The organism is Streptomyces olivaceus (genome assembly GCF_000721235.1).
GTDB lineage: Bacteria > Actinomycetota > Actinomycetes > Streptomycetales > Streptomycetaceae > Streptomyces > Streptomyces olivaceus.
Window position 1 is genome coordinate 142,281 of sequence record NZ_JOFH01000012.1, and the last position, 19,698, is coordinate 161,978.

General features: G+C 74.3%; 17 protein-coding genes. 14 read left to right on the forward strand and 3 right to left on the reverse strand.

What is annotated here, in order from left to right:
* Nucleotides 1-31: 31 nt before the first annotated feature.
* On the reverse strand, nucleotides 32-328 hold the full coding sequence (locus IG94_RS0115145) for a trypco2 family protein (RefSeq protein ID WP_031035784.1): 297 nt from the start codon (nucleotides 326-328) through the stop codon (nucleotides 32-34).
* Between the two features lie 75 nt (nucleotides 329-403).
* Here IG94_RS0115145 and IG94_RS0115150 point away from each other — a divergent pair, with 75 nt between their 5' ends.
* From IG94_RS0115150 to IG94_RS0115215, 14 genes are all read left to right on the forward strand, one after another.
* Nucleotides 404-2,227 carry a S1 family peptidase gene (locus tag IG94_RS0115150; protein WP_078892303.1) on the forward strand — a complete coding sequence of 608 codons (1,824 nt, stop codon included), beginning with the start codon at nucleotides 404-406 and terminating at the stop codon, nucleotides 2,225-2,227.
* Nucleotides 2,228-2,288: 61 nt separating this feature from the next.
* Nucleotides 2,289-4,703, forward strand: coding sequence for a tetratricopeptide repeat protein (locus tag IG94_RS0115155; RefSeq protein ID WP_078892304.1), 2,415 nt, complete (start codon nucleotides 2,289-2,291; stop codon nucleotides 4,701-4,703).
* A 70-nt stretch (nucleotides 4,704-4,773) separates the two neighbouring features.
* Nucleotides 4,774-6,369 (forward strand): VWA domain-containing protein, encoded by a 1,596-nt coding sequence (locus tag IG94_RS0115160; RefSeq protein WP_224326285.1) that lies wholly within the window; start codon nucleotides 4,774-4,776, stop codon nucleotides 6,367-6,369.
* The gene (locus IG94_RS0115165; protein ID WP_031035793.1) at nucleotides 6,366-7,301 is read left to right on the forward strand and encodes a hypothetical protein; all 936 of its coding nucleotides are present in this window, start codon (nucleotides 6,366-6,368) and stop codon (nucleotides 7,299-7,301) included. Before IG94_RS0115160 ends, IG94_RS0115165 begins: the two co-directional genes overlap by 4 nt.
* On the forward strand, nucleotides 7,298-8,503 hold the full coding sequence (locus IG94_RS0115170; RefSeq protein ID WP_031035794.1) for an extracellular solute-binding protein: 1,206 nt from the start codon (nucleotides 7,298-7,300) through the stop codon (nucleotides 8,501-8,503). Before IG94_RS0115165 ends, IG94_RS0115170 begins: the two co-directional genes overlap by 4 nt.
* Before the next feature lie 183 nt (nucleotides 8,504-8,686).
* The gene (gene rpe / locus IG94_RS0115175; RefSeq protein WP_031035796.1) at nucleotides 8,687-9,373 is read left to right on the forward strand and encodes a ribulose-phosphate 3-epimerase; all 687 of its coding nucleotides are present in this window, start codon (nucleotides 8,687-8,689) and stop codon (nucleotides 9,371-9,373) included.
* Nucleotides 9,374-9,450: 77 nt separating this feature from the next.
* Complete coding sequence (locus IG94_RS0115180) at nucleotides 9,451-10,494, forward strand: sugar-binding transcriptional regulator (RefSeq protein WP_078535841.1); 1,044 nt, start codon at nucleotides 9,451-9,453, stop codon at nucleotides 10,492-10,494.
* A gap of 44 nt (nucleotides 10,495-10,538) precedes the next feature.
* Entirely contained in the window at nucleotides 10,539-10,892 is a 354-nt protein-coding gene (locus tag IG94_RS0115185; protein WP_031035800.1) for a barstar family protein, read from the forward strand.
* Between the two features lie 108 nt (nucleotides 10,893-11,000).
* Nucleotides 11,001-12,443, forward strand: a complete 1,443-nt coding sequence (locus IG94_RS0115190; RefSeq protein ID WP_031035802.1) for a GuaB1 family IMP dehydrogenase-related protein — start codon at nucleotides 11,001-11,003, stop codon at nucleotides 12,441-12,443.
* A gap of 73 nt (nucleotides 12,444-12,516) precedes the next feature.
* Nucleotides 12,517-12,912 (forward strand): hypothetical protein, encoded by a 396-nt coding sequence (locus tag IG94_RS0115195; protein ID WP_031035804.1) that lies wholly within the window; start codon nucleotides 12,517-12,519, stop codon nucleotides 12,910-12,912.
* 118 nt (nucleotides 12,913-13,030) lie between these two features.
* A complete protein-coding gene (locus tag IG94_RS0115200) occupies nucleotides 13,031-13,483 on the forward strand; it encodes an Lrp/AsnC family transcriptional regulator (protein WP_031035806.1) in 453 nt (150 codons plus the stop codon).
* A 211-nt stretch (nucleotides 13,484-13,694) separates the two neighbouring features.
* Nucleotides 13,695-14,915: an MFS transporter gene (locus tag IG94_RS0115205; protein ID WP_031035808.1), complete on the forward strand. Its 1,221-nt coding sequence runs from the start codon at nucleotides 13,695-13,697 to the stop codon at nucleotides 14,913-14,915.
* Between the two features lie 223 nt (nucleotides 14,916-15,138).
* On the forward strand, nucleotides 15,139-15,927 hold the full coding sequence (locus IG94_RS0115210; RefSeq protein ID WP_031035810.1) for a carbon-nitrogen hydrolase family protein: 789 nt from the start codon (nucleotides 15,139-15,141) through the stop codon (nucleotides 15,925-15,927).
* 57 nt (nucleotides 15,928-15,984) lie between these two features.
* On the forward strand, nucleotides 15,985-17,697 hold the full coding sequence (locus tag IG94_RS0115215; protein WP_031035812.1) for a flavin monoamine oxidase family protein: 1,713 nt from the start codon (nucleotides 15,985-15,987) through the stop codon (nucleotides 17,695-17,697).
* Between the two features lie 19 nt (nucleotides 17,698-17,716).
* On the opposite strand, the gene IG94_RS0115220 is transcribed toward IG94_RS0115215, so the two are convergent.
* Nucleotides 17,717-18,646: an LLM class F420-dependent oxidoreductase gene (locus tag IG94_RS0115220; RefSeq protein WP_031035814.1), complete on the reverse strand. Its 930-nt coding sequence runs from the start codon at nucleotides 18,644-18,646 to the stop codon at nucleotides 17,717-17,719.
* A 117-nt stretch (nucleotides 18,647-18,763) separates the two neighbouring features.
* Entirely contained in the window at nucleotides 18,764-19,459 is a 696-nt protein-coding gene (locus IG94_RS0115225) for a DUF5995 family protein (RefSeq protein ID WP_031035823.1), read from the reverse strand.
* Between the last annotated feature and the right edge of the window lie 239 nt (nucleotides 19,460-19,698).

Here is a 19,698-nt window from a genome sequence, read left to right on the forward strand (position 1 = left end):
GGCGCCGGGTGCCGGCGGCGCCGACCCGGCCCTACCGCCGGCTGACCTTCACCCGGTCCCCGCCGGGCAGCTCCGGTTTCAGGTCCACCTGGACCTGATGGGTGGTCTGGTGGTCGACCGAACCGCCGAGTTCGGCCGTCACCACGCCGATCCGGACACCGCCGCGGCCGCTGCCGGAGCGGTGCACCTGCACCGTGAAGGTCAGGCTCACGTTCTCCACGGCGAAACCGAGGTCCCTGCCCTCCGCCTCGGCGCGGGCCTCGTCCAGCTCGCCCCGGATCCGGCCGATGACCTCGGCCAGACCCACGAACTCCTGTTCGCTCGTCAACTCGCCCCCATACACAGAGTGTTCACTCTTGTCGCGTCAGTATGCGGCAGGAGCACCCGCCCGTATAGTTCGTATATGGCTGCTGGCGGGGGAGCCCCGGCCGACTCGTGGATGAGAACGCCGAGCTGGGCGGTCCGGATCCGGGGAGCGGACGGGGAGATTGCGGGAGCCGGCATTCTGCTGACTCCGGACCGGGTGCTCACCTGCGCCCATGTGGTGGACCGGACGGCGGACCGGATGACCGCGGAGTTCGTCGGCGCGGCCGACCGCAGCGTGCCCGCGGTCCCCGCCCGGCTGGACGGCGACGCCTACGTGCCGGAGACCCGGGACGCCGACGGCGACCCCAGCGGCGACGTGGCGCTGCTGCGGCTGGAGCGGCCCCGCCCCGCCGAGGACTCGGTACGGCTGCGGAAGCTGTCCACGTCCACCCGCGAGGTGCGGATGTACGGCTTCCCGTACGAGCACAACGGCGGCATCTGGTTCCGCGCCACCGCCGTCGGCGGCTGCGGACGCGACGGGCAGGTCCAGCTCGTCCCGGCCAGTCCGGGTGAGCTGGCCAGCCCCGGGTGCAGCGGAGCGGGCGTCGCCGACAGCGACACCGGCGAGGTCATCGGCATGGTGCTCAGCGGCCAGGAGGACCGGCACGGCAACCGGTTCACCTTCATGAGCCCCGCCGACACCATCGTCGGCCACCTGCCCCGGCTGGAATCCGTCACCACGGGACTCAGCGGCCTCGACCCCCGGTTGCGCTCCACCAGCGACGACGTCGTCCCCGGCCTGCTCGACGAGCCGTTCGCCCAGCGCCTCGCAGCCTGGCTCAGCGACGACGGCAGCCGGGTGAAGATCAGCGTCGTCCGGCACGGGGACGCGGCGCGCGAATCCACCCTGCGCCGCGCCATCACCCTCGCCGACCGCGAGTCGCGTCCCCCGGTCTCCGTCGACCGCGCCTTCCTCGATCCGCCCGGCACCGTCCCGTCCGTCGGCGGCCACGACCTCGCCGTCCACGCGAGCGGACGGACCTCGGCCCGGATCGCCGAGCGGATCGCCGAGCGCATGGGGTTGTGGCAGCGCCCGGAGGACCCTCCGCTCGACCGTGTCCGCGCCGCGAAGGGCACCCTCAACCTGGTCGTCGTCGGCGTCGACGAGGCGGTCGACCCGCCCGCCGTCCTCGACCTGCTCGCCGTGCTGCGCGCCGGCGGCAGCCGTCTCCTGCTGGTCTTCCGCACGGACGGCGACTGCTGCCGCCGGGCACGCGACCAGCTGCTCGTCCGGCCCGCGCGGGAGCGTCGCGCCCGGCTCGTCGACCGGCTCAGGGAGATCACCGGTCCGCTCGCGGGAGAGCTGCACGAACGTCTCTCCGCCGTCGTCCCGCAGGACGCGCGCTCCTTCGGCAGGGAGCTGGACAGGGAGCTGGTGGCCGCCCAAGCGGCCCTCGCCGACCTGCGTCGCGCGGACGACCGAGACCGGGAACGCGACCGGGAGGGGGATCGCCACGGCCCCGGCCACGGCCCCGGCGCCGACCCGGACCGCTACGAACGGCTGGCCGACCGGGTCGCGGGCCGGCTGGCGACGAGCCTCGCGGAGCTGGACCGGCTCCGCGACCGGCGCGACGAACTCACTGGCCGCCTGCGCAGTTACCAGGTCCTGCTCCAGCACCGGCTGCAGGGCGAGGAGGATCCCGCGGTGGACGACCTCTACCTGCGGGCCCACGCCCTGCTGAGCGCCAGACCCTGCGACGTACGGGAGGCGGAGGCGGCGGTGGACGCCTACACGCACCGCGTCGACGGGTACGGCGACGACCGCGGACAGGGCGGGTACGACGATCGCCCCGGACGCGACGGGTACGGCGACCATCCCGGACGCGGCGGTTACGGCGACCAACGGGGAGGCGGCGCGTGACGGCGCCGCGCACCTCCCCGGCCGGTCCGTGCCCGCCCACGGCCTCACGAGGAGCCCCGGCATGAGCGAGACGGCCTGCGCCAGAACCGGCTGCCCGGGCCGCGTCATGGTCACCGGGTTCTGCGACACCTGCTACCGCCGTCCGCCCGCCCCCGAACCCCCGTCCGCGGGAGTCGCCGCAGGCCCGACCGGTGCCGTCCCGTCCGCCGAGACCCCGGAGGGCCCCACCGGGCCGGCCGCCGGCGGACTGGACCGGGACGGACTGCCGGCCCTGCCCCACCTGTCCTCCCCGGACCCCGCGGAAGCCGCCGACACCGTCGCCCGGCCACCCACCGGCGGCCGGCGCTGCGGTGTCGACAACTGCGCCGGAACCATCGGTGTCTCCTACGACGGCGGTCCCGCGCCCGACCACGGGTACTGCCCGGACTGCGGCCGGAAGTACTCGTTCCTGCCGAAGCTGCGTCCCGGCGACCGGGTCGGCGGCCACTACGAGGTACTGGGCTACCTCGCCGTCGGCGGCCACGGCTGGGTCTACCTGGCCGAGGACAACCGCGTGCCCGGCCTGCACGTCGTCCTCAAGGGGCTGATCAACACCGGCGACGCCGTGGCCCGGCGGGTGGCGGTGGAGGAACGCCGCTCGCTCACCACGCTGCACCACCGCGACATCGTCCGCATTGTCACCCACGTGCAGCACCGGGCGCCCGGCGACGCGGAGCCGACCGGCTACATCGTGATGGAGTACGTCGGCGGCCGCTCCCTCGCCTGGATCCGCTTCGCCCCCGAGGACGAGCTGACCCGGCTCTTCGGGCCGGGCGGTCTGGAGTTCGGGCACGTCATCACGTACGGCTGCAAGATCCTCGGGGCACTGGAGTACCTGCACGACCGAGGGCTGCTCTACTGCGACATGAAGCCCGAGAACGTCATCCACTACGGCCGCGAGATCAAGGTCATCGACCTGGGCGCCGTCCGCCGGATCGACGACCGCTCCTCCGGGCTCGTCCATACCCAGGGCTATGCCCCGCCGAAGCAGGAGCGCGACGAACGCGGCCTCGACACCGACAGCGACCTGTACACCGTCGGACGGACCCTGAAGGTCCTCGCCGAGCGCGCCGCCCGGCCCGCCGGACTGGCCGCCCGCTCCTTCGAGGCGCTGATCCGCCGGGCCACGCACCACGAGCCCGCCGCCCGGTTCCGTTCCGCCGCGGAGATGTCCCGGCAGCTGTGGGAGGTGCTGCGCGAGCACCAGGCGCTCGGCGGGCACGAGCCGTACCCGGAGCGCTCCACCCGGTTCGAGCCCACCGCCGCGGTCTTCGGCGCCGCCCTCGGCACGGTCCCGCCGCTGGAGCGGTGGACCCGCGCCCCCGGCACCGACGCACCCGGGCTGCCTGCCGGGGCGCCCGAGCCCCGGGCGACCACGCGTGCGCTGCCGGTCCCCCTGCCCGACGCCTCCGACCACGCGGCCGTACTGCTCGGCGGGCTGGCCGCGGACACCCCCGACCGCATCGCCGCCCGCGCGGAGGGCGACCCGGCGCTGCGCACCGTCGAGACCGCGCTGTGGCTGTGCCGCGCCTACCTGGACGCCGGGAACGCGGGACGGGCCGCGGAGTGGGTGGACCGGGCCAAGGGGTGGACCGGCGACTACGACTGGCGAATCTTCTGGCACCGGGGTCTGGTCCACCTCACGCGCGGCGCGGTCGACCGCGCGGAGGACGAGTTCGCCGCCACCTACGCGGCGCTGCCCGGCGAGGCGGCGCCGAAGCTGGCGCTCGGATACTGCGCCGAGTACCTGGCCGAGCGGCTGCGGGAGGCCACCGAGCCCCAGGCGGCGCAGGCACGGGACCGCGCGGCGCAGGCCGAGGAGTTCTACGAAGCCGTTCTGCGGCGCGACCCCACGCAGGGCAGCGCCGCCTTCGGGCTGGCCCGCGTCCGGCTGCGCCACGGCGGACGCCGCGCGGCCGTCGAGGTGCTGGACGGGGTGCCGACCACCTCCCGGCACTACGACACCGCCCGCCTGGCGGCCGTGCGGATCCTGGCCGGCCGGCTGACCGGCGGAGCCGGACCGCTCGCCGCCGAGCTGAGCGAGGCCGCCGAACGGCTGGCCGGACTGAACCTGGACGGCAGCGGCTCCTGGGACCGGCTGGTGGCCGAGCTGCGGGAGCACGCGCTGGCCTGCCGCCCGGCCGGTGGCTGGGGGAGCGGGTTCCCCGCCGGTGAGCTGTTCGGCCGGGAGGACACCGAGGAGGCGCTGCGCGGGCTGCTGTCCCGTTCTCTGAGACGGCTCGCCGCCCAGGCGGGCAGCGCGGGCGAGCGCGGAGACCTGCTGGACGCGGCGTATGCGGTGCTCCCGGAACCGGCCGGCCTGCTGGAGCTGCTGCGGGGCCGGGGCGGGGGCCGGGGCCGGGGACGAAGCAGAGGACCGGAAGAGGGGCAGCGGGGAGGGCGGGGAGCGGGGCCTGGACGGCGCCGTACGGCGTGAGCGCGCGGCGGAGCGAGGAGCGACGACGAGCGACGACGAGCGACTGCGAGGTCGAGGGGGCACGGGCAGCGTGGACACGGGAACACCCCGGACGGGCGGGAAGACCGGCGGAACGGCTGGGAGGGCTGGGACCGGCGGGAGGGCCGTCGGGGCTGACGGGGCCGCGGCGACGGGCGGGGCCGCTGGGCCGGCCCAGCGGCGCGCGGAGGCAGGTGCGGAGACCGGCCCCGGCGTCGGCCTGGAGGTCAGCCAGTGGAAGTACCTGTCCACCGCGGCGGGCGACCCGCAGATGCACGCCATCCTCAGCGTGCGCGTGGACGGCACCGGGGCCGGTGCCCGCCCGGGCGGCCCGGTGCTCGCGCAGGTGCTCGCCGTGGACTGCTCCAGTTCGATGACCTGGCCGGTCGAGAAGCTGCACGCGGCGCAGCAGGCGGCCGTCGCGGCGGTCCGCAGGCTGCCCGACGGCACCCCGTTCGCGGTGGTCCGGGGCAACGAGCAGGCGACCGTGGTGTACCCGGACACCCCGGGCATGGCCCGCGCCTCGGACCGCACCCGCGCACGGGCGGAGCGGGCCGTGCACGGGATGGTCGCGGGCGGCGGCACCTGCATCGGAGCCTGGCTGGACCTGAGCCGCCGGCTGCTGGCGGAACAGGACGCGCCCCTCGGGCACGTCCTGCTGCTCACCGACGGCAAGAACCAGCACGACGAGCAGATGCCGCTGGCCCGGGTGCTGGACGAGTGCGCGGGCCGTTTCGTGTGCGACGCCTGGGGCATCGGGGACGGCTGGGACGGCCGGGAACTGCTGCGGATCGCCCGCAGGCTGCACGGCAGCGCCTCCTCGGTGCGCGAGGAGGCGGCCCTGCCGGGGGAGTACGAGCAGCTGATGAACCGTCTGCTCACCAAGACCGTCCCCGAGCTGACCGTCCGGGTGACCGCGATGCCCGGGTGCGCCGTGCGCTACCTCAAACAGGTCTTCCCCACCGAGGTGGAGCTGAGCGACGAGGACGGCACCGGACGGTTCGTCACCCGGGCCTGGGGCGACGAGACCCGCCGTTACCACCTGTGCCTGGCCGCCGACCCCGCCGGCCGGCCGCGCCGGGAGGACCTCCAGCTCGCCGTGGCCGCCGTCGACGTACCCGGCGACGACGCGGTGCGGCTGCCGCCGCCGCAGCCCTGCCTGGTGCACTGGACCGACGACCCGGCCCTGTCCGGGCACACCGACGCCCAGGTCGAGCACTTCGAGCAGCACCAGCGGCTCGGCGAGGCGGTCGCCGCCGCCACCGACGCGCACCGCCGCGGGCAGTCCGAGTCGGCCGAGCAGTGGCTGGGCCGGGCCGTGCAGCTCGCCCACGCCATGGGCGCCGAGGAGCAGCTCGGCCGGCTGGCCCGGCTGGTGCGGATCGACGACGCGCAGGAGGGCCGGGTCGCCCTGCGCCCCGGTGCGGTGGCCGTCGACTTCCACCACCTGATCACCGCGAGCAGCCACAGCACCTACGGTCCCGCGTCCGGCACCGGCACCGGCACCGGCACCGGCACCGGCGGCGGCACCGCGGGCACCGCGCGGGGCGGCGCGGCCACCGTGCGCTGCCCCGTCTGCACCCACGGTGCGCCGGCGGCCGCCCGGTTCTGCCCGACCTGCGGTCACTCCTTCGGGGAACGGGCGTGAGCACCACCGGCCGGGACCTGGCCCGACGGCTGAGGCTGCTGCTGGTCCTCGGCACGGTCACCACCCTCGCGCTGTTCTTCGCCTACCGGGGCGTGCACGACGACACCGTGCCGCTGTCCACCGAGAGCGCGCCCGGCATCCTCGCCGTCGACACCGCGCAGGGCGCGCTGCGCGAAGCACACAGGGTGGTCCGCGGCACCGGGGCCGAGGGCGACACCAGCGGCGAGTTCCTCACCCAGGTCTCGGTCGCCCAGCAGAGCCTCGCCCTGGCCGCCTCCGAGAACGTCACCGGCGTCGCGGGCCGGCACGACGTCCAGACCGTCACCGGACTGATAGCCGTCTACTCGGGATGGGTGGAGCGCCGGGGCCGCGAACCGGACGGCTCGCCCCTGCGCGCCGCCTACCTCCACTACGCCGAGAAGGTCCTCGGCCTGGAGGCCGAACCGGGAACCGAGGGCGACATCATGAGCCGCCTGGACGCCCTGCGCGGCGCACAGCTGGCCGAGGCCCGGCGGCAGGCCGCCTTCCCCTGGCAGCTGTGGTTCGGCTGGTGCACGGTCGCGGTGCTGTACGCGGCCCTGTGCGGAGCGCTCCTGGAGACCCAGCGGTACCTGCGGCGCCGGTTCCGGCGTCCCCTGCACCTGCGGTTGCTGGCCGCCACCGCGGTGTGCGCCCTCGGCGTGCCCCTGCTGGCCCGGCACACCCTCGCGGCGCACCGCGCGATGACCGACTCCGTCGCCGACGTACGGGTGCCGGCCCGCCCGGACGCCGTCCCCGAGGTGGCCGGCGAGGTGCAGGGCGCGCTCGCCGACGCCGGGTTCTGGACCTCACTGTCCGACTGGGTACTGCTCGGAGGAGCCGTGGTGGTGGCGCTGACGGTGTGGGGACTGTGGCCGCGGATCGCCGAGTACCGCTTCCGGGGCCCCCGATGAGGCGCCCGGGGGCCCGCACGCTCGGCGTCCTCTGCCTCTGCCTGGTCCTGCTCGGTGCGGGCGTGTACGCCGGGGTCCGCTGGGCGCGCGACTGGCAGGGCTCGGTCACCCTGCTCGCCAACTGGAGCGGCGCGGAGCGCGCGGAGTTCGAGGAGCACGTCGTCGAGCCGTTCGAGGAGAAGTACCGGATCGACGTCGTCTACCAGGGCAGTTCCGCGCTCAGCCAGGTACTGGCCGCCGACATGGCGGCCGGCGACCCGCCCGACGTGGCGGTGCTGCCCGGCCCCGGCGAGCTGCTCGCCTACGCCGTCGACGGGCAGCTCCACCCGCTGGACGGACTCTTCGACGCCGCGGACTACGACCGGTTCTGGGCCCCCGAGGTCACCGTGCGGGGGCAGGGCGCCCACACCTACTGGCTGCCTGTGAAGACCGGCCTGAAGAGCATGGTCTGGTACACCGGACAGGCTCCCACCGCGAAGTCGGCGGGGCCTGCTGCACGCTGGTGCGCCGGCTTGGAGTCCGGCGCGACCTCCGGCTGGCCCGGCACCGACTGGGTGGAGGACATCCTGCTCCAGCAGGCCGGCCCGCAGGTGTACGAGGACTGGGCCAACGGCAGGCTGCCGTGGACCGACGAGGCCGTGCGCAGGGCCTGGACGACCTGGGCCGGCCTGGTGGGCGCGGGCGACGGCGCCCGGGTCGAGCAGGTGCTGACCACCGCCTTCGACGCGGACTGCGCGCCGGGCAGCCTGGAGCACCAGGGCTCCTTCCGCGCCGGTCACTGGCGGCAGGCGGGCGGCGACCACGTCCACTCCTCCGCGGTCGTGCCCGGCGCCGGGCCGGACGCCGGCGCCTGGGAGGTCTCCGGCGACCTCGCGGCCGTACTGCGGCCCACGCCGGAGGCCGAGCAGCTGATCCGCTACCTCGCCGATCCGGACACCGCGCTGCCCGAGTACACCGCGAACCGGGCGGCGGCCCCGGCCGAGGGCCAGGACGCCACCGGGCGGGAGATCGGCACCGTCCTGCGCGACCCCGGCCGGGCCCGCTGCTGGGACGCCTCCGACGCGATGCCCCGCACCGTCCGCGACGCCTTCCACCAGGCCGTACTGCGCCACTTCGCCGACCCGTCCGACCTGGACACCCGCCTGGAGGAACTGGAGCGCCTCCGCACACCCCAGAACCTCCCCGTCTGCGGCCCGAGCTGATCGCGCCTGCAGGGAGCGCCCCACAGGCGCGCGGCGAACCGCGCGGCCGACCCCGCCACTGGCCCACCACCGGCCCGCTACCGACCCACCACCGGCCCACCACCGGCCCGCGGCCGGCCAACAACCTCGCCCCCCCAGGCCCCATCCGACGCCACCCCCGGAGGGCATGGCAGGCTTGGCGGCATGGCCGCGCAGATCAACCCCAGCATCCTGTCCGCCGACTTCGCCCGCCTCGCGGACGAGGCCGAGGCGGTCCGGGGAGCCGACTGGCTCCACGTCGACGTCATGGACAACCACTTCGTCCCGAACCTCACGCTCGGCGTGCCGGTCGTGGAGTCCCTGGCCCGCGCGACGGACACCCCGCTGGACTGCCACCTGATGATCGAGGCCCCCGACCGCTGGGCGCCGCAGTACGTGGAGGCGGGTGCCGGTTCCGTCACCTTCCACGTCGAGGCGGCCGCCGCGCCGGTGCGGCTGGCGCGGGAGATCCGGGCCAAGGGCGCCCGCGCGTCCATGGCGCTGAGGCCCGCGACGCCGATCGAGCCGTACGAGGACCTGCTGCCGGAACTCGACATGCTGCTGATCATGACGGTTGAACCCGGCTTCGGCGGGCAGGCGTTCCTCGACATCATGCTCCCCAAGATCCGCCGCACCCGTGAGCTGATCAGGAAGCACGGTCTGGAGCTGTGGCTCCAGGTCGACGGCGGGGTGTCGGCGTCGACGATCGAGCAGTGCGCCGAGGCCGGCGCGGACGTCTTCGTCGCGGGCTCCGCCGTCTACGGGGCGTCCGACCCGGCCGAGGCGGTACGTGCACTGCGCACACAGGCCGAGACGGCGACCGCCGGGGCGTCCTGGGTGTGCGACCACTGAGGAACAGAACGTGAACGGCTCCCATCAGGGCTGATCAAGTGCGCCGAATCTGCAAGGATGAACGGCGTATCCAGAGTGTGAACAGCAGTGAGGAGAACGCCGTGTCGGGTATGTCGGCGGGCCGTTCAGCCATGCGGATGGGACCCGCTGAGCTGGTCCAGGCGGCGGCCATGGCCCGCCGCTTCTACCTCGAGGGCAAGTCAAAGATCCAGATCGCGGAGGAGTTCGGCGTCAGCCGCTTCAAGGTGGCCAGGGTTCTCGAGACCGCCCTCGAGAGAGACCTTGTACGAATCGAGATCCGGGTGCCCGCGGAACTGGACGCCGAGCGTTCGGACGCCCTGCGCGCCCGCTACGGGCTCAAACACGCCGTCGTGGTGGAGTCCCCGGCGGACGCCGAGGAGACGCCCGACCCGGAGAACCTGGGCGAGGTGGCCGCCGACCTGCTCGGCGAGCTGGTCACCGAGGGCGATGTGCTGGGCCTGGCCTGGGGCCGGTCCACCATCCACATGGCGGCGGCCCTCGACCGGCTGCCGCCCTGCACCGTGGTGCAGCTGACGGGCGTCTACGACGCGGGCACCGCCGAGCGCGGCTCGGTCGAGGCCGTCCGCCGCGCCGCCCAGGTGTCCGGGGGAGACGCGCACCCCATCTACGCGCCCATGCTCCTGCCGGACGCGGCCACCGCGCAGGCGCTGCGGCACCAGACCGGGATCGCCCGGGCCTTCGAGTACTTCGACAAGGTCACGGTCGCCTGCGTCTCCATCGGCTCCTGGGAGCCCGGCATCTCGACGGTGCACGACATGCTCAGTGACGAGGAGCGCGCGCACTACGCCTCGCTCGGTGTCGCCGCCGAGATGTCCGCGCACCTCTTCGACGCGGAGGGGCGCCGGGTCGGGCGGGACCTGGGGGAGCGGTGCATCACGGTCAAGGCCGACCAGCTCCGCCGCATCCCCGAGGTCGTGGCGATCGCGGGCGGCCAGCGCAAGGCCGCGGCCATCGACGCGGTACTGCGCTCCGGTCTCGTCACCAGCCTGGTGACGGACACGTCGGCCGCGGACTACCTGATGACGGCGGGCTCGGCCCCGAAGTCGACGCTCAACCGGGTCGACCCCGACGGGATCTGACACCCGGTCGGCACCGGAAACGCAGCAGGAAGGGACGGCACGGCATGACCGGGGACTCCGCGGGGCGGCTCGTGGTGACGCTGGACCTCGGCGGGGTCACGGACCAGGCGGGTTTGATGGACCGCTGCGCCCGTGACCTGGCGCTGCCCGACGGTTTCGGCCGGGACTGGGACGCGCTCGCCGACTCCCTCGCCGACCCCTCCGTCTGGCCCTCGGGCACGGCGGACCGGGGGCTCGTCCTGAGCGTCGAGGGCTGGCGGGCGTACGCCGAGGCGCGGCCCGACGAGTGGTCCGTCGTCCAGGAGGTCTTCGCCGAGGCCACCGACCGCGGCCCGGGGCTCTTCGTCGCCCTCGGCCCTGGAGGTTCCTCCAAAGAGGGTCCTGACCAGCCTGGATGATCTGCCCGGGGGTTGCGGACGGCCGGCCGTGGGACAATGAAGTACGTGCTCTTTCCCCCTGGCTGACCTGTCCGGGGGCCACCTCTGATCGACTGGGATGTGCAGCACGTGCGTTTCCTCAATGACATACAGCCCTCGTACGACCTGACGTACGACGACGTGTTCATGGTCCCGAGCCGCTCCGCCGTCGGCTCCCGGCAGGGCGTGGACCTCGGCTCGCCGGACGGCACGGGCACCACCATCCCGCTCGTCGTCGCGAACATGACCGCCATCGCGGGCCGCCGGATGGCCGAGACGGTGGCCCGGCGCGGCGGGCTCGTGGTCCTCCCGCAGGACATCCCGATCGAGGTCGTCACCGAGGTCGTCACCTGGGTGAAGGGCCGCCACCACGTCCTGGACACCCCGATCGTGCTGGCCCCGCACCAGACCGTCGCCGACGCGCTGTCCCTGCTCCCCAAGCGCGCGCACGACGCCGGGGTCGTCGTCGACGAGGACCACCGGCCGGTCGGAGTGGTCACCGACGCCGACCTGAGCGGCGTGGACCGCTTCACCCAGCTCGAAGAGGTCATGTCCAAGGACCTGATCCTCGTCGACGCCGACACCGACCCCCGCGAGGCCTTCAACACCCTCGACGCCGCCAACCGGCGCTACGCGCCCGCCGTCGACAAGGACGGCCGCCTCGCCGGCATCCTCACCCGCAAGGGCGCCCTGCGGGCCACCCTCTACACCCCGGCCGTCGACGACGCCGGCAAGCTCCGGATCGCCGCCGCGGTCGGCATCAACGGCGACGTGGCCGGCAAGGCCAAGCAGCTCCTCGACGCGGGCGTGGACACCCTCGTCATCGACACCGCGCACGGCCACCAGGAGTCGATGATCAGCGCGGTCAGGGTGGTGCGCGACCTCGACCCGCAGGTCCCGATCGTCGCCGGCAACATCGTCTCCGCCCAGGGCGTGCGCGACCTGGTCGAGGCGGGCGCCGACATCATCAAGGTCGGCGTCGGACCCGGTGCCATGTGCACCACCCGCATGATGACCGGCGTCGGCCGGCCGCAGTTCTCCGCCGTCCTGGAGTGCGCCGCCGAGGCGAAGAAGTACGGCAAGCACGTCTGGGCCGACGGCGGCGTCCGCCACCCGCGCGACGTGGCGATGGCCCTCGCGGCCGGCGCGTCCAACGTGATGGTCGGCTCCTGGTTCGCCGGCACCTACGAGTCCCCGGGCGACCTCCAGCACGACGCCAACGGCCGCGCCTACAAGGAGTCCTTCGGCATGGCCTCCGCCCGCGCGGTGCGCAACCGCACCTCGGAGGAGTCGGCGTACGACCGGGCCCGCAAGGCGCTGTTCGAGGAGGGCATCTCCACCTCGCGGATGTTCCTCGACCCGGCCCGGCCCGGCGTCGAGGACCTGATCGACGCGATCATCGCGGGCGTCCGCTCCTCCTGCACCTACGCCGGTGCCGGCTCGCTGGAGGAGTTCGCCGAGAAGGCGATCGTCGGCATCCAGAGCGCCGCCGGTTACGCCGAGGGCAAGCCGCTGCACGCCAGCTGGAGCTGACCGCGCCCGGAAAGTCCGCAGGGTTCCGTCAGGGTGGCTTGACGCCAAGCCACCCTGACGTGACGCTGGACGCATGACCACGCCGCAGAGCACCGAGCCGCAGCACACCCTGCTGACCGCCGTGGCCCGCCTCGACGAACTGCGGGCCCGCGAGTCCCTCGCCGGATTCGGCAGCGACGACGAGGCACTCGGCCGCCCCGAGCTGCTTGAACTGCTCGCGCTGAGCGAGGTGGTCGCCCGCAAGGCCGCCTACGGGCGTCAGCTCACCGTCCGCGCCGCCCGCGAGGCCGGGGCGTCCTGGGCGCAGATCGGGGCGGCGCTCGGCACCAGCAAGCAGGCAGCCTGGGAGGCCCACCTGCGCTGGATCGACGCCCAGGAGGCCGCCCGCGGCCGGCCCGGGGAGATCGGCTTCGACGCGGCGGACGCGGCCGAGGCGCGCGCCGTCGCGGGCGAACCGGACGGCGGCTGACCCGGCCGGGCCATGCTCGGCCCCGTGTTCTCCTTCGGGTGCGGCCTCCGCCCTCCCGACCTGCCACGCCGGACCCGTACGGGCCCCGGCGCACCGGAAGCGAAGTGAACGACCCCCTGTGCTGAACGATCTCGACGAACGCATCGTGCACGCCCTCGCCGAGGACGCCCGCCGCTCCTACGCGGACATCGGGCAGTCGGTCGGCCTCTCCGCGCCCGCCGTGAAACGGCGCGTGGACCGCCTGCGCGCCACCGGGGCCATCACCGGCTTCACCGTACGGGTCGACCCCGCCGCGCTCGGCTGGGAGACCGAGGGGTTCGTCGAGATCTTCTGCCGCCGCAACACCTCGCCGGAGACCATCCAGCGGGGCCTGGAGCGCTACCAGGAGGTCGTCGCCGCGTCCACCGTCACCGGGGACGCCGACGCGGTCGCCCAGGTCTTCGCCGCCGACATGCGGCACTTCGAGCGCGTCCTGGAGCGCATCGCCGGGGAACCGTTCGTCGAGCGCACCCGGTCGGTACTGGTGCTCTCGCCGCTGCTGCGGCGCTTCTCGTCGGGCTCACCCACGTAATCCGATGGGCAGGACGTCCGCCGCCGTCTAGGGTCGACGGCATGACCCGACGACATTGATCCACCCGCAGAGCCACCTCTGGGCCCACCTGTGAACCCACCTGCGGGTACCGCCGCAGAGCCGCCCGCAGGACCTTTCGTGGTGCCTGTTCCCGAGGGCCGCCCCGGACGCCGTACCTCCGGTGTCCGATCCGCCCCCTCGGGAAGGCCCCATGACTCTCTCACCCCCGCCCCGGCGTGCCCGCCGCCCCGCCGCCACCCGGCGGCTCGCGCGCACGCTGTACGCCTCGGCGTTCTGCGACGAGTTCATCCTGCTCTACCCGGTGTACGCGCTGCTGTTCAGCGACACCGGCCTGTCCGTCTGGCAGATGGCCTCACTGTTCGCCCTGTGGTCGCTGACCGGCGTGCTCCTGGAGGTGCCCTCCGGCGTCTGGGCCGACGCCGTCTCCAGGCGGCTGCTGCTGGTCCTCGGCCCGCTGCTCACCGCCACCGGCTTCGCCCTGTGGGTGCTCGTGCCCTCCTACGGCGCCTTCGCGCTCGGCTTCGTGCTGTGGGGCGCCGGCGGAGCGCTCGGATCCGGCGCGCTGGAGGCGCTGGTCTACGACGAGCTGGAGCGGACCGGCGAGGCCGGGCAGTACGCCCGGCTGATGGGCCGGGCCCGGGCGCTCGGGATCGCCGCGACCATGACCGCCATGGGTCTGGCCGGTCCGGTGTTCGCCCGGGGCGGCTACCACGCCGTGGGCGCCGCGAGCGTGCTGGCCTGCCTGGCCGCGGCGGCGGTGGCGACCCGGTTCCCCGAGCACCGCGCCCCTTCCGCGGGCGGCGAGCGCTGGACCGCGACCCTGCGCGCCGGACTCGCCGAGGCCCGCGCCGACCGGTCCGTGCGCGGCGCCCTGGTGCTCGTACCGGCCGTGACCGCCGTGTGGGGCGCGCTCGACGAGTACACACCGCTGCTGGCGCTCGAAACCGGCGTGGCGCCCGGCGCGGTGCCCTGGCTGCTGCTGATGATCTGGGCCGGGGCGACGGCCGGCAGCCTGCTGGCCGGGGCCGCGGAGAGCCTGTCCGCCCACGGCTTCGCCGCCCTGCTCGCCGGGTCCGCGCTCGCCCTGGCCGTGGGCGCCCTGGCCGGCACCCCGGCCGCCCTGGTCCTGGTCGCGCTCGCCTTCGGCGGATTCCAGCTGGCGACCGTGCTGGCCGACGTCCGCCTCCAGCGGCGTATCGACGACACGGGCCGGGCCACGCTCACCTCGGTCGCGGGCCTGGGCACCGAGCTGGGCAACCTCGCCACCTACGGCGCCTACGCCGCGGTGGCCACGTACGCCGGGCACGGCACCGCCTTCGCCCTGTCCGCGGTGCCGTACCTGCTGACGGCCCTGCTGCTGACGGGCGCGGCCCGCGTCGCGGTGCGGGCCGCAGCGGCGAAGAGGAGCTGAGCGCGGGGGCGCGGGGGATGCGGCGGGTGCCGTGCTCGTGACGAGGGGACGGGCGGGCCCTGAGGCGGGTGCCGGGACGGGGCGCAACGAATCGCCGCGGTCGGCCGGGCGGACGCAATGAACCGCGCACCGGCGCGCAACGGGTCCTCCTTGTCCGGCCGAGCCCGCCGACCGTACCGTCTATCTCGCCCCCGACCTCCCCTTTCACCGCTGAGGAACACGCATGCGCACCGCCCTGCTCCAGAGCTCCGGCCGGCCCGGCTCCACCGCCGAGAACCTCAGGGTCCTCGACGAGGCCGCGGGCCGCGCCGCCGCCGCGGGCGCCGGGCTGCTGGTGACCTCGGAGCTGTTCCTGACCGGGTACGCGATCGGCGACGCCCTCGGTGTCCTCGCCGAACCCGCCGACGGCGACTCGGCCGACGCCGTCGCGGAGATCGCCGGGCGCCACGGCCTCGCCGTCGCGTACGGCTACCCGGAGCGGGACGGCGAGCACGTCTTCAACTCCGTCCAGCTGATCTCCGCCGACGGCGCCCGGCTGGCCGGCCACCGCAAGACCCACCTCTTCGGGTGCTTCGAGCGAGACCACTTCACGCCCGGGGAACAGCCCGTCGCCCAGGCGGAGTTGAACGGCCTCACCGTCGGCCTGTTGATCTGCTACGACGTGGAGTTCCCGGAGAACGTCCGCGCCCACGCCCTGGCGGGCACGGATCTGCTGCTGGTGCCGACCGCCCAGATGCACCCGTTCCAGTTCGTCGCGGAGTCCGTCGTGCCGGTCCGGGCCTTCGAGAACCAGATGTACGTGGCGTACGTCAACCGGGCAGGCCGCGAGGGCGAGTTGGAGTTCGTCGGGCTGTCCGTGCTCGCCGCACCCGACGGGACCGCCCGGGCCCGCGCCGGACGCGGCGAGGAACTGCTCCTCGCCGACGCCGACCCGGCGTTCCTCGCCGCATCCCGCGGGGCCAACCCGTATCTGAGGGACCGCCGTCCGGGCCTCTACGGTTCGCTCGTCTAGAACCCCGGCCGCCACGCCCACCACCCGCATCCCGCCCGAGCAAGGAGTCCGTACCCCATGACGTCCACCGTGCCCAACGCGATCGAGCACGCCTCCGGGCGGCAGCCGCCGATCACCATGTTCGGGCCGGACTTCCCGTACGCGTACGACGACTTCCTCGCCCACCCCGCCGGACTCGGCCAGGTACCCGCGACCGAGCACGGCGCCGAGGTCGCGGTGATCGGCGGCGGCCTGTCCGGCATCGTGGCCGCCTACGAGCTGATGAAGATGGGCCTCAAGCCCGTCGTGTACGAGGCGGACCGGATCGGCGGCCGGCTGCGCACCGTGGGCTTCGACGGCTGCGACCCCTCGCTGCTGGCCGAGATGGGCGCGATGCGCTTCCCGCCGTCCTCCACCGCCCTCCAGCACTACATCGACCTGGTGGGCCTGGAGACCCGCCCCTTCCCCAACCCGCTGGCGGAGGCGACCCCTTCGACCGTCGTCGATCTCAAGGGCGAGTCGCACTACGCCGAGACGCTCGACGACCTGCCGCAGGTCTACCGGGACGTGGCCGACGCCTGGGCGAAGTGCCTGGAGGAGGGCGCCGACTTCTCCGGCATGAACCGCGCCCTGCGGGAGCGGGACGTCCCCCGCATCCGGGAGATCTGGTCGAAGCTGGTCGAGAAGCTCGACAACCAGACCTTCTACGGCTTCCTCTGCGACTCCGAGGCGTTCAGGTCCTTCCGGCACCGCGAGATATTCGGGCAGGTCGGCTTCGGCACCGGAGGCTGGGACACCGACTTCCCCAACTCCATCCTGGAGATCCTGCGCGTCGTCTACACCGAGGCCGACGACCACCACCGCGGCATCGTCGGCGGCTCCCAGCAACTGCCGACCAGGCTCTGGGAACGCGAGCCGGAGAAGACCGTCCACTGGCCGCACGGCACCTCGCTGCGGTCCCTGCACGCGGACGGCGAGCCGCGCCCGGCCGTGACCCGGCTGGACCGCACCGCCGGCAACCGCATCACCGTGACCGACGCCGACGGCGACATCCGCACCTACCGGGCGGCGGTCTTCACCGCGCAGTCCTGGATGCTGCTCTCCCAGATCGCGTGCGACGACTCGCTCTTCCCCATCGACCACTGGACCGCGATCGAGCGCACCCACTACATGGAGAGCTCCAAGCTCTTCGTCCCGGTGGACCGCCCCTTCTGGCTGGACAAGGCCGTCGACGACAGGGGGAACCCGACGGGCCGGGACGTCATGTCGATGACGCTCACCGACCGGATGACCCGCGGCACCTACCTCCTCGACGACGGCCCGGACCGGCCCGCCGTCATCTGCCTCTCCTACACCTGGTGCGACGACAGTCTGAAGTGGCTGCCGCTGTCCGCGCACGAGCGGATGGAGGTCATGCTGAAGTCGCTCGGCGAGATCTACCCGAACGTCGACATCAGGAAGCACGTCATCGGCAACCCGGTGACGGTCTCCTGGGAGAACGAGCCCTGCTTCATGGGCGCGTTCAAGGCCAACCTCCCCGGTCACTACCGCTACCAGCGGCGCCTGTTCACCCACTTCATGCAGGAGCGGCTGCCGGAGGACAAGAGGGGCATCTTCCTCGCCGGCGACGACATCTCCTGGACGGCCGGCTGGGCCGAGGGCGCCGTCCAGACCGCGCTGAACGCGGTCTGGGGCGTCATGCACCACTTCGGCGGTGAGACCGACGCGGCCAACCCCGGTCCGGGCGACCTCTACGACGAGATCGCGCCGGTCGAACTCCCCGAGGACTGACCCGGGCCGGGGCCTTCCCCTAGATCCCGGCCGCCCGCGCCTTCTCGTACACCTCGGCGGCGACGTCCTTCAGCTCCTCGGCGTCCCGGGTGGTGCTCTGGAGGTCGAGGAGGATCTCGTCGAGACCGAGCCCGGCGTACGCCGTGAGGTCCTCGACGATCCGGTCGACGCCGCCGTGGAACTCCCGGCGCTCCGCACCGGCGGCGGCCGCGGCGCCGTAGCGGGCGTTGACCCGCAGCGTCGTCGCGATGGGCTCCGTGCGCCCGCGCTCGGCCGCCAGGTCCCGCAGCTGCCGCAACTGGTCGGCGACGGCCCCGGCGCCGATGCCGGTGGGCATCCAGCCGTCGGCGCGGTCGACGAGCCGGCGGCGGGCCCGGCCGCTGCTCGCCGCCAGCAGGATCGGGATCGGCCGGGCGGGCTTGGGCCCGACCGCGGCGGACGCGATCCTCGTGACCTCGCCGTCGTACACCACCGGGTCGGGGCCCCAGACCGCGCGGCACACCCCGATCAGCTCGTCCAGCGCGGCGCCCCGCTCGGCGAACGGCCGTACGGACGCCGCCGCGTACTCGTCGTGGGACCACCCCGTGCCGAGGCCCGCCACCACCCGGCCGCCGCTCGCCGCGTCCAGCGTGGCCAGCGACTTGGCCAGCTGGAAGGGGACGTGCAGCGGGGCGATGAGGACGCTGGTGCCCAGCAGGGCCCGTTCGGTGGCCGCGGCGGCGAGGGTGAGGCTGACCAGCGGCTCCGCCACACCCCGGTACCCCTCCGGCCAGGGCAGGCCCTCGACGCCGTACAGCCCCTGGGTGGGAGGGTCGGGGAACAGGGCCCGCTCGAAGACCCACAGGCTCTCGTACCCCGTCCGTTCGGCGGCGCGGGCCACGTCGGGGATGTCCTTGCCGATGTCGTACTGCCGCATCTGGGGGAGGCCGAGTCCGAGCCGGATCGTCATGCCGGGTGCTCCTTCGCGGTCGGGATGCCGGGGGCGGTGCTGCCTGGGCCGCAACCGGCTTCAACGTACAACGACCGGGACGGAGCCGGGGTGGACGTGCGCGGGGACCGCCGCGGATCAGTCCGGCAGCGGGGTGAGCAGCATGCGGCCCGCGAAGCCCACCGCCGCGTCCAGCCGCTCCGTGAACTCCCCGGCGACGTCCGGCAGTCGACGCAGCGCCCACAGGGCACGGGCCGCGGACCAGGTGGCGTCGAGGGCGCGCTCAAGGCTCCAGGAGCCGAGCAGATGGGTGAGCGGGTCGGTGACCCGGAGGAGGTCGGGGCCCGGCAGCAGCTCCTCGCGGACGTGCTCCTCCAGCGCGGCCAGGAGATCGCCCACCCGGTCGAACTCGGCCTCCAGCTCGACGGGTTCGCAGCCGAGCGTACGACAGGTGTCCACCACGGCGAGCGCGAGATCGTGCCCGACGTGCGCGTTGATGCCCGCCAGCGCGAACTGCGGCGGACGTACGCCGGGATGGCGGCGGAACTGGAACAGGGGGCGCCAGCAGGCGGGCGGACGGCGGGCGTCCTCCGCCGCGTCCACGGCGGCGAGGTAGCGCTCCGCGAACCGCACGTCCAGCGCGGTCGCCGCCGCCACCTCCCCGGGCCGCCCGCCCCGGAGGTGCGGGTGGGCCTCCCGGGTGGCCGCCAGGTAGACACGGTGGAAGACGGCCACGCCGTCACGGGCGGGCAAAGCCGTGTCGAGGGCGCGCATCCTCGACAGGACCGTGTCCGCCGCCAGGGCGGCCGTCGGGACGTGCTCGCAGTGCGCCATGGCGGCAGCGTCGCAGCTGCCGGCCGACGGCAGGGCCGGGGGCCCGACGCTTCCCCAGAACGAGGGAACGACCGCCGCGCAGGGGGAGGGGAGGGACAGCGAGGGGGAAGCGCGCCTTACGTGTCGGGCTCCGGTGCCCGGCAGGCGCACACCGCCGTACGCCCACGGCCCGGTGCGCTGCGCCGCGCTCCGCGCTCCGCGTCGATGTGAACGATTGACCGCTCATCTTGTACTTTCCG

Excerpts from the sequence above, each read along its gene's own strand:
- IG94_RS0115215 (WP_031035812.1), top strand. The coding sequence starts at position 15,985 with ATGACGTCCACCGTGCCCAACGCGATCGAGCACGCCTCCGGGCGGCAG.
- IG94_RS0115185 (WP_031035800.1), top strand. The coding sequence starts at position 10,539 with ATGACCGGGGACTCCGCGGGGCGGCTCGTGGTGACGCTGGACCTCGGC.
- rpe (WP_031035796.1), top strand. The coding sequence starts at position 8,687 with ATGGCCGCGCAGATCAACCCCAGCATCCTGTCCGCCGACTTCGCCCGC.
- IG94_RS0115170 (WP_031035794.1), top strand. The coding sequence starts at position 7,298 with ATGAGGCGCCCGGGGGCCCGCACGCTCGGCGTCCTCTGCCTCTGCCTG.
- IG94_RS0115195 (WP_031035804.1), top strand. The coding sequence starts at position 12,517 with ATGACCACGCCGCAGAGCACCGAGCCGCAGCACACCCTGCTGACCGCC.
- IG94_RS0115155 (WP_078892304.1), top strand. The coding sequence starts at position 2,289 with ATGAGCGAGACGGCCTGCGCCAGAACCGGCTGCCCGGGCCGCGTCATG.
- IG94_RS0115220 (WP_031035814.1), bottom strand. The coding sequence starts at position 18,646 with ATGACGATCCGGCTCGGACTCGGCCTCCCCCAGATGCGGCAGTACGAC.
- IG94_RS0115210 (WP_031035810.1), top strand. The coding sequence starts at position 15,139 with ATGCGCACCGCCCTGCTCCAGAGCTCCGGCCGGCCCGGCTCCACCGCC.
- IG94_RS0115225 (WP_031035823.1), bottom strand. The coding sequence starts at position 19,459 with ATGGCGCACTGCGAGCACGTCCCGACGGCCGCCCTGGCGGCGGACACG.
- IG94_RS0115150 (WP_078892303.1), top strand. The coding sequence starts at position 404 with ATGGCTGCTGGCGGGGGAGCCCCGGCCGACTCGTGGATGAGAACGCCG.
- IG94_RS0115205 (WP_031035808.1), top strand. The coding sequence starts at position 13,695 with ATGACTCTCTCACCCCCGCCCCGGCGTGCCCGCCGCCCCGCCGCCACC.